We start from the raw sequence: 17535 nt of genomic DNA, 5'->3' as shown, positions 1-17535 counted from the left end.
GCTCATATTTTTTTAATTTTAGTTTGGTTAAGTTAGAAAGGGCGCACGGTGGATGCCTTGACACTAGGAGTCGATGAAGGACGGGACTAACGCCGATATGCTTCGGGGAGCTGTAAGTAAGCTTTGATCCGAAGATTTCCGAATGGGGAAACCCACTATACGTAATGGTATGGTATCCTTACCTGAATACATAGGGTATGGAAGACAGACCCAGGGAACTGAAACATCTAAGTACCTGGAGGAAGAGAAAGCAAATGCGATTTCCTGAGTAGCGGCGAGCGAAACGGAATCTAGCCCAAACCAAGAGGCTTGCCTCTTGGGGTTGTAGGACATTCTATACGGAGTTACAAAGGAACGAGGTAGACGAAGCGACCTGGAAAGGTCCGTCACAGAGGGTAATAACCCCGTAGTCGAAACTTCGTTCTCTCTTGAATGTATCCTGAGTACGGCGGAACACGTGAAATTCCGTCGGAATCTGGGAGGACCATCTCCCAAGGCTAAATACTCCCTAGTGATCGATAGTGAACCAGTACCGTGAGGGAAAGGTGAAAAGCACCCCGGAAGGGGAGTGAAAGAGATCCTGAAACCGTGTGCCTACAAATAGTCAGAGCCCGTTAATGGGTGATGGCGTGCCTTTTGTAGAATGAACCGGCGAGTTACGATCCCGTGCGAGGTTAAGCTGAAGAGGCGGAGCCGCAGCGAAAGCGAGTCTGAATAGGGCGTTTAGTACGTGGTCGTAGACCCGAAACCAGGTGATCTACCCATGTCCAGGGTGAAGTTCAGGTAACACTGAATGGAGGCCCGAACCCACGCACGTTGAAAAGTGCGGGGATGAGGTGTGGGTAGCGGAGAAATTCCAATCGAACCTGGAGATAGCTGGTTCTCCCCGAAATAGCTTTAGGGCTAGCCTTAAGTGTAAGAGTCTTGGAGGTAGAGCACTGATTGAACTAGGGGTCCTCATCGGATTACCGAATTCAGTCAAACTCCGAATGCCAATGACTTATCCTTAGGAGTCAGACTGCGAGTGATAAGATCCGTAGTCAAGAGGGAAACAGCCCAGATCGCCAGCTAAGGTCCCAAAGTGTGTATTAAGTGGAAAAGGATGTGGAGTTGCTTAGACAACTAGGATGTTGGCTCAGAAGCAGCCACCATTTAAAGAGTGCGTAATAGCTCACTAGTCGAGTGACTCTGCGCCGAAAATGTACCGGGGCTAAATACACCACCGAAGCTGCGAATTGATACCAATGGTATCAGTGGTAGGGGAGCGTTCTAAGTGCAGTGAAGTCAGACCGGAAGGACTGGTGGAGCGCTTAGAAGTGAGAATGCCGGTATGAGTAGCGAAAGACGGGTGAGAATCCCGTCCACCGAATGCCTAAGGTTTCCTGAGGAAGGCTCGTCCGCTCAGGGTTAGTCAGGACCTAAGCCGAGGCCGACAGGCGTAGGCGATGGACAACAGGTTGATATTCCTGTACCACCTCTTTATCGTTTGAGCAATGGAGGGACGCAGAAGGATAGAAGAAGCGTGCGATTGGTTGTGCACGTCCAAGCAGTTAGGCTGATAAGTAGGCAAATCCGCTTATCGTGAAGGCTGAGCTGTGATGGGGAAGCTCCTTATGGAGCGAAGTCTTTGATTCCCCGCTGCCAAGAAAAGCTTCTAGCGAGATAAAAGGTGCCTGTACCGCAAACCGACACAGGTAGGCGAGGAGAGAATCCTAAGGTGTGCGAGAGAACTCTGGTTAAGGAACTCGGCAAAATGACCCCGTAACTTCGGGAGAAGGGGTGCTTTCTTAACGGAAAGCCGCAGTGAATAGGCCCAAGCGACTGTTTAGCAAAAACACAGGTCTCTGCGAAGCCGTAAGGCGAAGTATAGGGGCTGACACCTGCCCGGTGCTGGAAGGTTAAGGAGAGGGGTTAGCGTAAGCGAAGCTCTGAACTGAAGCCCCAGTAAACGGCGGCCGTAACTATAACGGTCCTAAGGTAGCGAAATTCCTTGTCGGGTAAGTTCCGACCCGCACGAAAGGTGTAACGATTTGGGCACTGTCTCAACCAGAGACTCGGTGAAATTATAGTACCTGTGAAGATGCAGGTTACCCGCGACAGGACGGAAAGACCCCGTGGAGCTTTACTGTAGCCTGATATTGAATTTTGGTACAGTTTGTACAGGATAGGCGGGAGCCATTGAAACCGGAGCGCTAGCTTCGGTGGAGGCGCTGGTGGGATACCGCCCTGACTGTATTGAAATTCTAACCTACGGGTCTTATCGACCCGGGAGACAGTGTCAGGTGGGCAGTTTGACTGGGGCGGTCGCCTCCTAAAGTGTAACGGAGGCGCCCAAAGGTTCCCTCAGAATGGTTGGAAATCATTCGTAGAGTGCAAAGGCATAAGGGAGCTTGACTGCGAGACCTACAAGTCGAGCAGGGACGAAAGTCGGGCTTAGTGATCCGGTGGTTCCGCATGGAAGGGCCATCGCTCAACGGATAAAAGCTACCCCGGGGATAACAGGCTTATCTCCCCCAAGAGTCCACATCGACGGGGAGGTTTGGCACCTCGATGTCGGCTCATCGCATCCTGGGGCTGTAGTCGGTCCCAAGGGTTGGGCTGTTCGCCCATTAAAGCGGTACGCGAGCTGGGTTCAGAACGTCGTGAGACAGTTCGGTCCCTATCCGTCGTGGGCGCAGGAAATTTGAGAGGAGCTGTCCTTAGTACGAGAGGACCGGGATGGACGCACCGCTGGTGTACCAGTTGTTCTGCCAAGGGCATAGCTGGGTAGCTATGTGCGGAAGGGATAAGTGCTGAAAGCATCTAAGCATGAAGCCCCCCTCAAGATGAGATTTCCCATAGCGTAAGCTAGTAAGATCCCTGAAAGATGATCAGGTTGATAGGTTCGAGGTGGAAGCATGGTGACATGTGGAGCTGACGAATACTAATAGATCGAGGACTTAACCATATAATATGAAGCAATGTTATCTAGTTTTGAAAGAATATAAAAAACTTGTTGACTTTAAATGTCGAATAAGTTATGATAATTCTTGTCTTAAATGAATACAGTCTGGTAATGATGGCAGAGAGGTCACACCCGTTCCCATACCGAACACGGAAGTTAAGCTCTCTAGCGCCGATGGTAGTTGGGACCTTGTCCCTGTGAGAGTAGGACGTTGCCAGGCAATTCGGAGGATTAGCTCAGCTGGGAGAGCACCTGCCTTACAAGCAGGGGGTCGGCGGTTCGATCCCGTCATCCTCCACCATTTAGCCGACTTAGCTCAATTGGTAGAGCAACTGACTTGTAATCAGTAGGTTGGGGGTTCAAGTCCTCTAGTCGGCACCAGAAAATCATGGCGGTTGTGGCGAAGTGGTTAACGCACCGGATTGTGGCTCCGGCATTCGTGGGTTCAATTCCCATCAGTCGCCCCATTTTTTCTTTTTAAATTATAATATGCGGGTGTGGCGGAATTGGCAGACGCACTAGACTTAGGATCTAGCGCCTTTGGCGTGGGGGTTCGACTCCCTTCACCCGCACTTTTAATAAAATAACTCAAACATGTCTTGCGGAAGTAGTTCAGTGGTAGAATACAACCTTGCCAAGGTTGGGGTCGCGGGTTCGAATCCCGTCTTCCGCTCCAATTTTCAGTATGACATGCCGGGGTGGCGGAACAGGCAGACGCACAGGACTTAAAATCCTGCGGTGGGTGACCACCGTGCGGGTTCGACCCCCGCCCTCGGCACCATATGCGCCCGTAGCTCAATTGGATAGAGCGTTTGACTACGGATCAAGAGGTTAGGGGTTCGACTCCTCTCGGGCGCGTTTTTTATTAACGGGAAGTGGCTCAGCTTGGTAGAGCACCTGGTTTGGGACCAGGGGGTCGCAGGTTCAAATCCTGTCTTCCCGATATTTTCAAAATATGGGGCCTTAGCTCAGCTGGGAGAGCGCCTGCCTTGCACGCAGGAGGTCAGCGGTTCGATCCCGCTAGGCTCCACTTATTTGAATATAACTTATGGCGGTGTAGCTCAGCTGGCTAGAGCGTACGGTTCATACCCGTGAGGTCGGGGGTTCGATCCCCTCCGCCGCTACCATAAAGGACCTTTAGCTCAGCTGGTTAGAGCAGACGGCTCATAACCGTCCGGTCGTAGGTTCGAGTCCTACAAGGTCCACCACTCAAGGTTCATATCTCGGAGGTATACCCAAGTTCGGCTGAAGGGATCGGTCTTGAAAACCGACAGGCGGCGAGAGTCGCGCGGGGGTTCGAATCCCTCTACCTCCTCCATTTTTTCTAAATTAAATATTATATCATCGCGGGGTGGAGCAGTACGGTAGCTCGTCGGGCTCATAACCCGAAGGTCGCAGGTTCAAATCCTGTCCCCGCAACCAAATGGTCCCGTGGTGTAGTGGTTAACATGCCTGCCTGTCACGCAGGAGATCGCCGGTTCGACCCCGGTCGGGACCGCCATTTTTTTACATAAAGGCTCGGTAGCTCAGTCGGTAGAGCAGAGGACTGAAAATCCTCGTGTCGGCGGTTCGATTCCGTCCCGAGCCACCATTTTGAAATCGCAAGCCGGCTTAGCTCAATTGGTAGAGCAACTGACTTGTAATCAGTAGGTTGGGGGTTCAAGTCCTCTAGCCGGCACCACTTTCAAAATGAGCCATTAGCTCAGTTGGTAGAGCATCTGACTTTTAATCAGAGGGTCGAAGGTTCGAATCCTTCATGGCTCACCATTTTTAATTTAATGCGGGTGTAGTTTAGTGGTAAAACAAGAGCCTTCCAAGCTCTGGTCGAGAGTTCGATTCTCTTCACCCGCTTTTTATGGGCCTATAGCTCAGCTGGTTAGAGCGCACGCCTGATAAGCGTGAGGTCGATGGTTCGAGTCCATTTAGGCCCACCATAATTATTCCGCAGTAGCTCAGTGGTAGAGCTATCGGCTGTTAACCGATCGGTCGTAGGTTCGAGTCCTACCTGCGGAGCCATATTATAGAGAAGTACCCAAGTGGCTCAAGGGGCTCCCCTGCTAAGGGAGTAGATCGCGAACGCGGTGCGAGGGTTCGAATCCCTTCTTCTCTGCCAGATTTTGGCCCGTTGGTCAAGTGGTTAAGACACCGCCCTTTCACGGCGGTAACACGGGTTCGAATCCCGTACGGGTCATACTAAAAGAGATAGCATAATCTGCTATCTCTTTTTTGTTGTATAAAAGTGGACTTTTGATAGTCTGCTTTTTTTTATAGATTTTTGTATACTTTTTTCTATTTGAACCGTCTAACTAATAGAAAGGAGAGAGCGATGGGGTATGAAAAGGTCATTATAGAAACATCAAAAAGTATTTATAGATATTTGCTTAAAATTGGAGTAACACCAGCAGAAGCAGAGGATATCGTTCAAGATACGATACATAAAGCATTATTATCTATACCGAACATGAAAATTACTTATATAAAAACATGGTTATTTCAAGTTGCGATTAATAGGCACCGTGATTTAGCAAGAAGACAAAAGCGTATTGAAGAGATCCCGATTGAATCTGTTCAATTAATTGGATCAAAAGGATTAGATGAACCGATTTTAAGAAAAGAGCTTCAAGTAGAAATACAAAGCATACTTGGAAAGATGAATCCAGCATATAAACACATTCTTTTATTAAAGTATGACTATGAACTCTCATATAAGGAAATAGCAACCGTATTAGAGATGAAAGAAGAGACAGTGCGTGTTTCATTGTATAGGGCTCGCAATGAGTTTAAAAAGCTTTATAGGAGGTTTGAAGATGGGCAGAGATGAATTTGATTTTGATATAGAATCGAGTAAAGTCTCAATGATGTTGAAAAAGGCGAAGAGAAGACAATTATTCAAAATAATATTAATTTCTACTTTACTTTTTATTGTTTTATTCATTGGTTTTATAATAGGAATTTCACAATTGAACAATAGAGCTTACTTAGCGATGGATCGTGATTTAAATATGATTAGACAAATTACAAGGCCTAATACGGAAAGAGGTGTAGCAATTACTTCTAACGGTTTATTTAAAAGCACAGTAGAGTATAAAACGTATAAAGTTATTGAAGGGAAACCTGTTAAGTGGGAGGATGAAGTGTACGAGTATAAAGTTTGGAATACATTTCGTCGATTATCGAATGTAAACCCGTTAACAATATCAGATAATGTTGTAATGGGTAATGAGCGTATTAATAGGGCAAGTGAATTGTATAACAATCAAACGATGGAAAGAGAAATGCAGTTTTATCTGTCATTTGCTTCATATAATAGTTATATAAATGATATAGAGAAAGTTAATGGTGAAAATAAGGTAGCTGAAATGGCTATATCTTTTGATAAACCATATAAAGTGTCTGAAATAAAAAAGATGTTGCCAGAAGGAGTGCATCCTGTTTGGTATTGGGTGGACACATATTATGATAAAAAATCATATCATTTAGATGACGTCACTGAAAGTGCTTATGAGGTGTACGGTTTTAAAGCAAAGTCAGGTGATATTGAATTTGGTAATGGAAAGGAAAAAGATTTTCTTTTAGCAATTCAAAACGGTTTAGATCAAAAGGGAAAGTATTATGAGGAATATAAACGTATATATGACTACCTGAAAGGGAAGAAAACAAAACCAAGTGAGGAAGATGTAAAAGTTATTGGTGTTGTTGTGACAGGAACGGGTGCGGATTTACAAAAATTAAAAAATCAAAATTACGTAAAAGCTGCTGTATTAGGGGCTACTGCGGAAAATAGATAATATAGAAGAAGCTGTCTTTCAATAGGGGATCTATTGGAGGCAGCTTTTTTATGGTGTTATCGTTGTCGAGTTTTGTCGGTAAGTCGATATATTGCAAAAATCGCTGATATAATTTGAGTTACGGTCGATATATTTAAATAATCGCTGATATATTTGGAGTTACGGTCGATATATTCAGAAAATCGCCTATATAATTTCATTTATCGGGATACTTCTAAGAAAAAACCTTTCACAATCTAAAGAAAACGCCTCCATTGAGATGGATTTCACCCGCACTCTAATAACTTTACACTCTATGTGAAAAAGTTCACAAATAGGTCATAATTTGTGAAGGAATTCACAATAATCCGTGCTACAATATGTATGTAAAGAAGTTAAACAACATTAAATTAGTATTTTAATTAATTACTTAAACAATAATAAAAAATAGATGTAAACAATTGAAAGGGGAAATTAACATGAAAAAAGGTATCAATCGCGTAGTATTAGTAGGAACAGGAGCTGTAGGTTGTAGTTACGCTTACTCAATGATCAACCAAGGTGTAGCTGAAGAATTCGTACTAGTAGATGTTAATGAAGCAAAAGCAGAAGGAGAAGCAATGGACTTAAGCCATGCGGTACCATTCTCTCCAGCACCAACAAAAGTTTGGAGCGGTAGCTATGCAGATTGTAAAGATGCAGATTTAGTAGTTATCACTGCTGGATTACCACAAAAGCCAGGCGAAACTCGTTTAGACTTAGTTGAGAAAAATACAAAAATCTTTAAACAAATCGTTCGCGGTATTATGGATAGCGGATTCGATGGAATCTTCTTAATTGCAACTAACCCAGTTGATATTTTAACTTACGTAACTTGGAAAGAATCTGGTTTACCGAAAGAGCGCGTAATCGGTTCTGGTACTACTTTAGACTCTGCTCGTTTCCGTTACATGTTAGGTGACTACTTAGATGTAGATCCACGTAACGTTCATGCTTACATCGTTGGTGAGCACGGTGACACTGAACTTCCAGTATGGAGCCACGCTACTGTAGGTGTACAAAAACTAGAAACAATCTTAGCGAACAACGAACAGTATAACCAAGAAGATTTAGATAAAATCTTTGAAAATGTACGCGATGCAGCTTACCACATTATTGAACGTAAAGGCGCAACTTACTACGGAATCGGTATGTCACTACTTCGTGTAACTAAAGCGATCTTAAGCAACGAGAACAGCGTATTAACTGTATCTGCATACCTTGAAGGTCAATATGGTGAGAAAGATGCTTACGTAGGTGTTCCAGCTGTTATTAACCGCGAAGGTGTACGTGAAATCGTAGAACTTGAATTAAACGAAGAAGAAAAAGTGAAGTTCGCTCATTCTGTAAAAGTATTAAAAGAAACAATGGCACCAGTACTATAATAACTGCTAATAATTCAGGGGCGGGAAACTGCTTCCTACCTCTGAGTTTTTATATAATCTAATATAAATTCCTTTTCCGGTTTCCCTTGTATATCCCCAATATACCCCTTTTGCTGGATAAGGGTCATTTATAGAAAAAAGCACTCTATTTTCGAATAGAGTGCTTTTATGTGTTATTTTTTCGGTGTTAATCCTAATTTCTTTAAAATATCTGCAAGTGTACCGCTTTTGATTTTTCAACAGGCGTTTGTGATTTAGCTGCATCTGGCCCTTTTTTCAAGAAGTTCTTTTCAACGAAACGAATATCTTTTTCGTCGACAATACCATCTTTGTTAAGATCGCCGTCTTTTACAGATACTCCTTTTTTACCATAGTTGCTAGCGATAATTTCAGCATCTTTAATATCAATGACTTTATCTCCATTTACATCACCTGCAAGGTTTTCATCAGGTCGTGCGTAATAATACTGGCCAAGCAGCTTACCATCTTTTTCAGTACCTAGTTTTGTAGTTAGACGGCTTGAAATGAATTACCCGATGTTTCGGAGTCGCTGAAATAGGCGAATACACCGCCAAATGTAAGTGATAAGCCTAGTGATGCAGTGACAACTCCCATTCCTACTTTTTGTTTCAATGACATAAGAAAGCCCCCTAGTTTGATTTTTATAGCAAACATTCGCAACGAGTATGAAATAAGTAAACATAGTATTTCAGTATGAATTATAGTTGCGAAGTATGCTGTTCGTTATTGAGAACAAGTGTATGCTTATGAATTTTACATTTCAATAAATTTTGTGACAAAAAATGTTGAGAAACATTTTTTTATGAAAGATTATTTTGTTTGTATTTTACGTGGAAAGAGCGTGAAATACAGAGAAAAACCAATAAAATAAATATTGAGCAACAATGAAAGGTGAGAAATAGTAAGGGGAATAAAGCGTTTGCAATGAATATTCGTCAAAATTCGATAATTTACACGGAAAATGTGAATATTTTAAGTGAAATTTAAGAAAAAAACGAATATTTTTTAAAAAATAACAAGGATATCTCAGTTTTTCGCAGAAATGATAAAGAGTAAAAAAATTCTGTCATCTTAGTGAGGTGAACATATTGGATGTAATAAATTGTGAAGAAGTGAAACGAGATGAGTTTCATACAGAAAAGTACTATGACAGTTATAACATCTTTGGCGCACATATTGTGACGGAAGATGGGATGCGAGGTGTACGATTCACAGTATGGGCTCCTCATGCGAAAGCAATGAGTGTTGTTGGAGATTTTAATGAATGGGATTATGAGCAACATAAGATGCTACAAGTGACAGAAGAGGGGATTTGGTCCTTGTTTGTACCGCATATTGAAGAGAATGAGATATATAAGTATGCGATTGAAACGATGGATGGTGACGTTATTTTAAAAGCAGATCCTTACGCAGTATATGCAGAAGTAAGACCAAATACGGCATCTGTAGTTTTTGATATAGAGGGATATGAATGGAATGATAAAAACTGGATTCGTAAGAGAAAGAAAAAATCGATTTATAAAGAAGCGATGACAGTTTATGAATTACATTTCGGTTCTTGGAAAAAGAAAGAAGATGGCGCTCTGTATTCTTACAGAGAAATGGCCGAGGAGCTCATTCCGTATGTGGTGGAACATCAATTTACACATATTGAAATTATGCCGCTTGTTGAGCATCCATATGATCGTTCTTGGGGATATCAGGGAACAGGATATTATGCAGCGACAAGTAGATTCGGCACGCCACATGATTTGATGTATTTTGTCGATGAATGTCATAAATATGGAATCGGTGTCATTTTAGATTGGGTACCGGGGCATTTTTGTAAAGATGCTCACGGTTTATATTTGTTTGATGGGACACCGACTTATGAATATAAAGATAGAGACGTACAAGAAAACCTTGTATGGGGAACTGTTAATTTTGATTTAGGGAAGAGAGAAGTACGTAATTTCTTAATTTCAAATGCGTTATTTTGGATGAAGTATTTCCATATTGATGGTTTCAGGGTAGATGCAGTTGCGAATATGCTGTACTGGAATAAAGAAGGAAAAGAGCAAAGCAATGAACATGCTGTTTCTTTCTTACGAGAGTTAAATGAAGCCGTGTTTGCAGAAGATGAAGAGTTTCTTATGACAGCGGAAGATTCAACAGCTTGGCCACTTGTAACAGCTCCAACATACGAGGGTGGACTTGGATTCAATTATAAATGGAATATGGGTTGGATGAATGATGTGCTGAAATATATGGAATGTGCGCCAGAGTACCGGAAATACATTCATGAGAAAATGACATTCTCTTTAATATATGCTCACTCTGAAAACTTCATATTGCCGCTTTCTCATGATGAAGTCGTTCATGGGAAAAAGTCGTTATTAAATAAAATGCCGGGAGATTACTGGGATAAGTTTGCTCAGCTTCGTTTATTATATGGATATTTCTTTACTCATCCAGGTAAGAAATTACTCTTTATGGGTGGAGAATTCGGGCAATTTGATGAGTGGAAAGACCTTGAAGATTTAGATTGGAATTTACATGATTTTGAAATGCATCGTAATATGCATGATTACTTTAAAGAGCTCATAGCATTGTATAAGCGCTCAAAACCACTTTGGCAGTTAGATCACTCGCCTGAAGGATTTCAGTGGATTGATGCTAATAATAATGAGCAAAGTATTTTCTCGTTTATCCGCCAAGGGGATAAGCAGGAAGATGCGTTAGTTGTCGTATGTAATTTTACGAAAGCTACATATGAAAACTATAAAGTAGGTGTACCAGATTTCGAGTACTATAACGAAATTTTAAACAGTGACTCGGCGCAATATGGCGGATCGGGGCAAGTTAATAAGAAGCGTCTCAAGACGATTCTAGAGCCATATCATAATCAAGCGGCACATGTAGAAATTACAATTCCACCATTTGGCGTATCCATATTACGACCAGTGAAGACGAGAAAGGGGAGCAAAAAACAAGATGGCTCAAAAACAAAAGTGCGTAGCAATGTTACTAGCAGGGGGAAAAGGTAGTCGTTTAAGTGCATTAACAAAAAATTTAGCCAAGCCAGCTGTTCCATTTGGTGGTAAATATCGCATTATTGATTTTACGTTAAGTAACTGTGCAAACTCCGGTATTGAAACGGTGGGGATTTTAACACAATATCAACCGTTAGAACTTCATAATTATATTGGAATCGGAAATGCTTGGGATCTTGATCGTGTAAACGGTGGAGTCACTGTGTTACCTCCTTATGCGGAGTCTTCAGGTGTGAAGTGGTATACAGGTACGGCAAGTGCTATTTATCAAAACTTAAACTATTTAAGTCAGTATGAACCAGAATATGTCCTTATTTTATCAGGCGATCATATTTATAAAATGGATTACAGCAAAATGCTAGATTACCATATTGAGAAAGAAGCGGACGTTTCGATTTCTGTTATTGAAGTGCCGTGGGATGAAGCAAGTCGCTTTGGCATCATGAATACAAATGAAGAGATGGAAGTTGTTGAATTTGAGGAGAAACCGCAATTTCCAAGAAGTAATCTTGCATCAATGGGAATTTATATTTTTAACTGGGCTATTTTAAAAGAATATTTAGAGATGGATGCAAGAAACCCTGAATCTAGTAATGACTTCGGAAAAGATGTACTTCCGCTCTTGTTAGATGAAGGGAAGAAGTTGATGGCGTATCCATTTGAAGGATATTGGAAAGATGTTGGAACGGTGAAAAGCTTATGGGAAGCGAATATGGATTTACTTCGCGATGAAACATCGTTGAACTTGAACGATCGTAATTGGCGCATTTATTCTGTAAATCCAAACGAGCCGCCTCAATATATTGCACAGCAGGCAAAAGTAGAAGAGTCACTTATTAATGAAGGGTGCGTCATTGAAGGGGACGTGAAGCATTCTGTTTTATTCCAAGGAGTGACGGTGGAAGAAGGTAGTATGGTAATCGATTCTGTCGTTATGCCGGGGGCAAAGATTGGTAAAAACGTTGTGATTGAAAGAGCGATTGTTGGATCGGAAATGGTTATTGAAGATGGGACAATAATTCGTCCAGAAAAAAATGTTGATGATGTAGTACTAATTGCTGAAGGAAAATAGAAAAGGGGGATGAAATGAATGGGAGAAAAAATGTTAGGAATTATTAATGCAACGGGAAGTTTTCCTTCCTTAAAGAAAGTAACAGGGCATCGTTCATTAGCGGCGTTACCGTTTGGAGGCCGTTATCGCCTCATTGATTTCATGCTTTCAAATATGGTGAATTCTAATATTCATAGCGTGGCGGTTTTTACAAGTCATAAAAATCGTTCTTTAATGGATCATGTCGGTTCAGGAAAACAGTGGGATTTAGATAGAAAGCGTGATGGACTGTTTTTATTCCCACCGAACTGCCAATGTGATCATGACGAATTTGGATCTTTTGCACATTTTAGAAGACATATTGATTATTTTCTAAGAAGCAGAGAAGAATATGTTGTTATTACGAATAGCCATCTTGTAACAGCGTTAAACTTTCAAGCGGTGTTAGAGCGACATATACACACGTCTGCAGATATTACTGAAGTTTGTCATGAAGGGGTTTCGCTTCAAACATATGTGTTAAAGAAACAATTATTGCTAGACTTATTTGAGACATATAAAGATGTGGAGCAATACAGTTTATTTGATGTAGTGAGAGAAAAGAGCGGGAAATCACTGCATATTACTACGTACGAACATACAGGATATGTAGCTATTATTGATTCTATTGAAAGTTACTATAAACATAGCCTAGAAATTTTGCAGCCTTCTATTTGGAAGCAATTATTTAAGAAAGAAGCACCAATCTTTACGAAAGTAAAAGATGAGCCACCAACTCGTTATATGAAGGGTGCAGTAGTGAAAAATACGATGATTGCAAACGGCAGTATTATTGAGGGTGAAGTAGAAAATAGTGTTGTCTCCCGTTCTGTTAAAATTGGAAAAGGTTCAATTGTTCGTAATAGTATTATTATGCAAAAGAGCCAAATTGGAGATAATTGCATAATAGACGGTGTTATTATTGATAAAGACGTGAAAATTGGTGACGGTGTTGTACTAAAAGGAAACGCCGATGAGCCATATGTTGTAGAAAAAGGTAGTGTGCAAAATAGTACAATCAACAGTTATTCGTAAATAGCAGGTGCATAATTAGTGGGGGATTTAGAAAACCCCCCACTAATTAAGGTTTTACTCTATATGAAAACTTGAAGGGAGGAAGCTGTAAGAAGAGCGATTTATGATGTATACGCTTTTCGTGCAGTGGAACAACAGGTGAATATTTTATTTGCAGTATCAGAATGTGTACCGTTTATTAAATCCGGAGGTCTAGCTGATGTAGCAGGAGCGCTCCCAAAAGAATTAAAAAAATTAGGAGTGAATGTTCGCATTATACTTCCAAACTACAGTCTTATCCCGAAAGAGCTAAGAGAAGGATGTACGCTTCATAAAGTAATTAACGTTCCTCTTGGATGGAGAAACCAATATTGCGGGATTTTAAAAGGTGAGCAGGACGGGATTACGTATTACTTAATAGATAATGAATATTATTTTAAGAGAGATTCTCTATATGGCCATTATGATGATGGGGAGCGTTTTTCTTATTTTTCAAAAGCAGTTTTAGAGTGTATCCCGCATCTTGATTTCGAAGTAGATGTTCTTCATAGTCATGATTGGCATACAGCTATGGTTAATTTCTTACTTCGTGAAAAGTATCAAGATAACCCGTTATATGAGCATATTAAAACGGTATATACGATTCATAATTTGCAGTTCCAAGGTGTATTTCCTCCTGAAGTGATGTACGACTTACTGGAGCTTGGTCATGAATATTTTCATAATGAACAGCTTGAGTTTTATGGAAACGTGAACTTTATGAAAGGCGGTATTATCGCATCTGACCAAATTACAGCGGTTAGCCCAACATATAAAGAAGAGATTCAATATGAGTTTTTCGGTGAGAAGTTAGATGGATTGCTACGAAAGCATAACGATAAGCTTAGTGGTATCGTAAATGGAATTGATACGAGCGTATATAACCCAGAAATAGATCCATATATTACGGCTCAGTATAGTGCAGAGTCGCTAGATGAAAAGAATGAAAATAAACGCGCATTGCAGCGTTATTTTGGTTTACCAGAAAAAGAAGATACACCAGTTATTTCGATGGTAACACGATTAACGAAGCAAAAGGGGCTTGATCTAGTACGTACTGTATTCCGTGAAATAATGGAAGAAGATGTACAATGTATTATTTTAGGATCAGGCGATTCTGAATACGAGCAGTTCTTTGAATGGATGGCATACGAGTATCCAGAAAAGGTAAAAGTATATATCGGATTTAATGAAGCGTTAGCGCACCAAGTGTACGCGGGAAGCGATTTGTTTTTAATGCCATCGCTGTTTGAACCGTGTGGACTTGGACAACTTATTGCGCTAGCATATGGCACGATTCCAATTGTAAGAGAAACAGGCGGATTAAATGATACTGTACATTCTTACGATGAGGACACTGGAATTGGGAATGGCTTTAGCTTTACGAATTTTAATGCGCATGACATGTTACATACGATTCTTCGTGCAATTGAGTTTTATCAAGATAAACCGGTATGGGATAAGCTTGTAAAGCAAGCGATGACTGAAGATTATAGCTGGGGGAAATCTGCTCTTGCATACAAGAAATTGTATAAAAGTCTCATGGAATAACATTGAGGTGGTGAAAAAATGTTTACTCATGTTGAAAGCTTCAAATCCGCTTTTCTAGAAAAATTAGAAACGATGTATGGGAAAAGTTTCAAAGATTCTACAACTCGTGATCAGTATAATACGCTCGGTCATATGGTACGTGAGTATATGAATAGTCAATGGATTGCAACGAATGAAAGTTATCGTTCTGGAGATCAAAAACAAATGTATTATTTATCCATTGAATTTTTACTTGGGCGTTTACTAGGCAGTAATATATTAAATTTAGGCATTCGAGATGTATGTGAAAAAGGACTTTTTGAACTTGGAATTTCTTTGCACGAGTTAGAAGAAATTGAAGCAGATGCTGGCCTTGGTAACGGTGGACTTGGACGTTTAGCAGCCTGTTTTCTCGATTCACTCGCTTCTTTAAACTTACCAGGACATGGCTGTGGTATTCGTTATAAGCATGGTCTGTTTGATCAAAAAATTGTTGATGGCTATCAAGTAGAATTTCCAGAACAGTGGCTTCTTCATGAAAACGTTTGGGAAGTAAGAAGGTATGACCAAGCGGTAGAAGTAAGTTATTTTGGAAACGTTGAACCACTAGAAATTGATGGACGTTTAGAGTTCAGGCATACAAATGCAGAAGTTATTATGGCAGTACCATATGACGTTCCAGTTGTAGGGTATGAAACGAGTACTGTAAATACGCTTCGGCTTTGGAATGCGGAGCCAGTTCCTTTCCCGCAAAATTGTAAAGATATTTTGAAATATAAGCGTGAAACAGAGGCCGTATCGGAGTTTTTATATCCGGATGATACGCATGATGAGGGGAAAATACTTCGTTTAAAACAACAGTATTTCCTCGTATCAGCAAGTTTGCAAAATATCGTTCGTATGCATAGGGAGAGACACGGTAGTCTTCGTCAGTTACATGAAAAAATCGCGATTCATATAAACGATACACATCCGGTTCTAGCAATTCCAGAACTTATGCGTATTTTATTAGACGAAGAAAAATTGACATGGGAAGAAGCTTGGCACATAACAACGCAGACGATTTCCTATACGAATCATACGACGTTATCAGAAGCGCTTGAGAAATGGCCAATTCGCATTTTTAAACCGTTATTACCGAGAATTTATATGATTATTGAAGAAATTAATGAACGTTTCTGTCATGAGCTTTGGGACCGTTATTCGTACGATTGGAAGCGTATTGAGGACATGGCCATTATTGCGCATGACCTTGTGAAAATGGCTCATTTAGCGATTGTTGGTAGCCATAGCGTTAACGGTGTGGCGAAAATTCATACAGAAATTTTAAAGCAGCGTGAAATGCGATTGTTCTATGAATTTTATCCAGATAAGTTTAATAATAAAACGAATGGAATTGCTCATAGGCGCTGGCTAATGAAGGCGAATCCACAGCTGACGAATCTTATTTCAGAAGCGATTGGAGAAGAATGGAAGAAAGAGCCAATTAAGCTGCAAGCACTGCAAAACTTCATACATGATACTAGTTTTCAAGAAAAGCTTGCAGGGGTAAAACAAGAGCGTAAGATTATTTTAGCGGAGAACATTCATAATAAAATGGGGATCACTATTGATCCAAATTCTATTTTTGATGTGCAAGTGAAAAGGTTACATGCTTATAAACGACAGTTATTAAATGTTCTTCATATTTTGTACTTGTATAACCGTTTAAAAGAGGATACTAGTTTTTCATTTTACCCGCGTACTTTTATTTTTGGAGCGAAAGCATCACCTGGCTATTATTATGCGAAGAAAATTATTAAATTAATAAATGAGCTTGCAAGAAAAGTGAATACCGATCCGTACGTAAGTCAATTTATGAAAGTTATCTTTCTAGAAAACTACCGAGTTTCTTTAGCTGAAGATATATTCCCGGCGGCAGATGTAAGTGAACAAATTTCAACTGCGAGTAAAGAAGCATCGGGAACAGGTAACATGAAATTCATGATGAATGGTGCAATTACACTCGGAACGTTAGATGGAGCTAATATTGAAATAAAAGACCGGGTCGGTGATGATGCCTGCTTCATTTTCGGCTTAACAGCGGATGAGGTTCTTCATTACTACCAAAACGGTGGATATCGTGCAAGTGACTATTATCACCACAATATGCACATTAAAAAAGTAGTAGATCAGTTAACGAATGGTTTCTTTGCACAGTCGGGAGCTGAATTTGAAGCGATTTATGATTCTCTCGTTATTCAAAATGATGAATACTTCGTTCTTCGAGATTTTAGCCCATATGCTGAAAGACAAGAAGCTGTCGGAAGGGCCTACGAAAATAGGGAGAAATGGCTGGAAATGTCGATTTTGAACATTGCACAATCGGGGCATTTTGCGAGTGATCGAACAATTTTGCAGTACAGTAATGAAATTTGGGGTATTGGTAATACTGTTAAACTATTTTAGATGAAAGCCCCTTTTGAAGGGGCTTTTATTTATTCACTCTTAAAGCAGGGGTACGCTTGCTTAGAAAAATAAAATGAGCTTAATGAGATTAAGCTCGTTTTATTTATTTTGCTTAAGAAAGGTAAGGCATGAACGTATATATTATACCTGTTCCGCCATATTCGCCTGTCGCAAAGTATGAAAATGTAAAGAAACCTGTAAACGAAAAAATTATTATAAGAAAAAG

At 40.6% G+C, this 17535-nt stretch carries 8 protein-coding genes, 22 tRNA genes, 2 rRNA genes and 2 pseudogenes; 32 read left to right on the top strand and 2 right to left on the bottom strand.

What is annotated here, in order from left to right; translation table 11 throughout:
- Positions 1–25 precede the first annotated feature (25 nt).
- From MKY70_RS25425 to MKY70_RS25295, 27 genes are all read left to right on the top strand, one after another.
- Positions 26–2947, top strand: a 23S ribosomal RNA gene (locus tag MKY70_RS25425).
- 101 nt (positions 2948–3048) lie between these two features.
- A 5S ribosomal RNA gene (gene rrf / locus MKY70_RS25420) occupies positions 3049–3164 on the top strand.
- Positions 3165–3169: 5 nt separating this feature from the next.
- A tRNA-Val gene (locus tag MKY70_RS25415) sits at positions 3170–3245 on the top strand.
- Between the two features lie 4 nt (positions 3246–3249).
- Positions 3250–3325 (top strand) — tRNA-Thr (locus tag MKY70_RS25410).
- 10 nt (positions 3326–3335) lie between these two features.
- Positions 3336–3411 (top strand) — tRNA-His (locus MKY70_RS25405).
- A gap of 24 nt (positions 3412–3435) precedes the next feature.
- Positions 3436–3516: transfer RNA gene (locus MKY70_RS25400), tRNA-Leu, on the top strand.
- Between the two features lie 29 nt (positions 3517–3545).
- Positions 3546–3620 (top strand) — tRNA-Gly (locus MKY70_RS25395).
- A 16-nt stretch (positions 3621–3636) separates the two neighbouring features.
- Positions 3637–3725, top strand: a tRNA-Leu gene (locus MKY70_RS25390).
- A gap of 3 nt (positions 3726–3728) precedes the next feature.
- Positions 3729–3802 (top strand) — tRNA-Arg (locus tag MKY70_RS25385).
- Between the two features lie 11 nt (positions 3803–3813).
- Positions 3814–3887: transfer RNA gene (locus MKY70_RS25380), tRNA-Pro, on the top strand.
- Between the two features lie 14 nt (positions 3888–3901).
- Positions 3902–3974, top strand: a tRNA-Ala gene (locus tag MKY70_RS25375).
- A gap of 20 nt (positions 3975–3994) precedes the next feature.
- Positions 3995–4071, top strand: a tRNA-Met gene (locus MKY70_RS25370).
- A gap of 4 nt (positions 4072–4075) precedes the next feature.
- Positions 4076–4152: transfer RNA gene (locus tag MKY70_RS25365), tRNA-Ile, on the top strand.
- 17 nt (positions 4153–4169) lie between these two features.
- Positions 4170–4262: transfer RNA gene (locus MKY70_RS25360), tRNA-Ser, on the top strand.
- Between the two features lie 27 nt (positions 4263–4289).
- Positions 4290–4366, top strand: a tRNA-Met gene (locus tag MKY70_RS25355).
- Between the two features lie 3 nt (positions 4367–4369).
- Positions 4370–4445: transfer RNA gene (locus tag MKY70_RS25350), tRNA-Asp, on the top strand.
- Between the two features lie 14 nt (positions 4446–4459).
- Positions 4460–4535, top strand: a tRNA-Phe gene (locus MKY70_RS25345).
- A 14-nt stretch (positions 4536–4549) separates the two neighbouring features.
- Positions 4550–4625 (top strand) — tRNA-Thr (locus tag MKY70_RS25340).
- 10 nt (positions 4626–4635) lie between these two features.
- Positions 4636–4711: transfer RNA gene (locus MKY70_RS25335), tRNA-Lys, on the top strand.
- Between the two features lie 13 nt (positions 4712–4724).
- Positions 4725–4795: transfer RNA gene (locus tag MKY70_RS25330), tRNA-Gly, on the top strand.
- A 6-nt stretch (positions 4796–4801) separates the two neighbouring features.
- Positions 4802–4878: transfer RNA gene (locus MKY70_RS25325), tRNA-Ile, on the top strand.
- Positions 4879–4885: 7 nt separating this feature from the next.
- Positions 4886–4960 (top strand) — tRNA-Asn (locus MKY70_RS25320).
- 6 nt (positions 4961–4966) lie between these two features.
- Positions 4967–5057: transfer RNA gene (locus tag MKY70_RS25315), tRNA-Ser, on the top strand.
- Between the two features lie 6 nt (positions 5058–5063).
- A tRNA-Glu gene (locus tag MKY70_RS25310) sits at positions 5064–5135 on the top strand.
- Between the two features lie 135 nt (positions 5136–5270).
- Positions 5271–5765 carry an RNA polymerase sigma factor gene (locus MKY70_RS25305; protein ID WP_341025991.1) on the top strand — a complete coding sequence of 165 codons (495 nt, stop codon included), beginning with the start codon at positions 5271–5273 and terminating at the stop codon, positions 5763–5765.
- Entirely contained in the window at positions 5752–6732 is a 981-nt protein-coding gene (locus MKY70_RS25300) for an anti-sigma factor (RefSeq protein WP_341025989.1), read from the top strand. The genes MKY70_RS25305 and MKY70_RS25300 overlap by 14 nt, the downstream gene beginning before the upstream one ends.
- 458 nt (positions 6733–7190) lie before the next feature.
- A complete protein-coding gene (locus tag MKY70_RS25295) occupies positions 7191–8135 on the top strand; it encodes an L-lactate dehydrogenase (RefSeq protein WP_002089250.1) in 945 nt (314 codons plus the stop codon).
- A gap of 173 nt (positions 8136–8308) precedes the next feature.
- On the opposite strand, the pseudogene MKY70_RS25290 reads toward MKY70_RS25295, so the two are convergent.
- Positions 8309–8661, bottom strand: a pseudogene (locus tag MKY70_RS25290) (dockerin type I domain-containing protein); the annotation flags it as partial.
- Positions 8652–8774: pseudogene (locus MKY70_RS25285) on the bottom strand (TasA family protein); the annotation flags it as partial. The pseudogenes MKY70_RS25290 and MKY70_RS25285, both read right to left, overlap by 10 nt.
- A gap of 470 nt (positions 8775–9244) precedes the next feature.
- On the opposite strand from MKY70_RS25285, the gene glgB reads away from it, so the two are divergent.
- The 5 genes from glgB to glgP all read left to right on the top strand — a co-directional run bounded on the left by glgB (position 9245) and on the right by glgP (position 17309).
- On the top strand, positions 9245–11182 hold the full coding sequence (gene glgB, locus MKY70_RS25280; protein ID WP_088031432.1) for a 1,4-alpha-glucan branching protein GlgB: 1938 nt from the start codon (positions 9245–9247) through the stop codon (positions 11180–11182).
- Positions 11130–12260 (top strand): glucose-1-phosphate adenylyltransferase, encoded by a 1131-nt coding sequence (glgC, locus tag MKY70_RS25275; RefSeq protein WP_002089246.1) that lies wholly within the window; start codon positions 11130–11132, stop codon positions 12258–12260. The genes glgB and glgC overlap by 53 nt, the downstream gene beginning before the upstream one ends.
- Positions 12261–12278: 18 nt before the next feature.
- Complete coding sequence (glgD, locus tag MKY70_RS25270) at positions 12279–13313, top strand: glucose-1-phosphate adenylyltransferase subunit GlgD (RefSeq protein ID WP_002067855.1); 1035 nt, start codon at positions 12279–12281, stop codon at positions 13311–13313.
- 138 nt (positions 13314–13451) lie between these two features.
- Positions 13452–14882 (top strand): glycogen synthase GlgA, encoded by a 1431-nt coding sequence (glgA, locus tag MKY70_RS25265; protein ID WP_341025988.1) that lies wholly within the window; start codon positions 13452–13454, stop codon positions 14880–14882.
- An 18-nt stretch (positions 14883–14900) separates the two neighbouring features.
- Entirely contained in the window at positions 14901–17309 is a 2409-nt protein-coding gene (gene glgP / locus MKY70_RS25260) for a glycogen phosphorylase (protein WP_341025987.1), read from the top strand.
- The last annotated feature ends 226 nt before the right edge of the window (positions 17310–17535 follow it).

It is taken from the genome of Bacillus sp. FSL R9-9492, assembly GCF_038007365.1.
In the GTDB taxonomy this organism is placed as follows: Bacteria; Bacillota; Bacilli; order Bacillales; family Bacillaceae_G; genus Bacillus_A; species Bacillus_A mycoides.
This window is presented reverse-complemented; position numbering and strand designations above follow the sequence as displayed.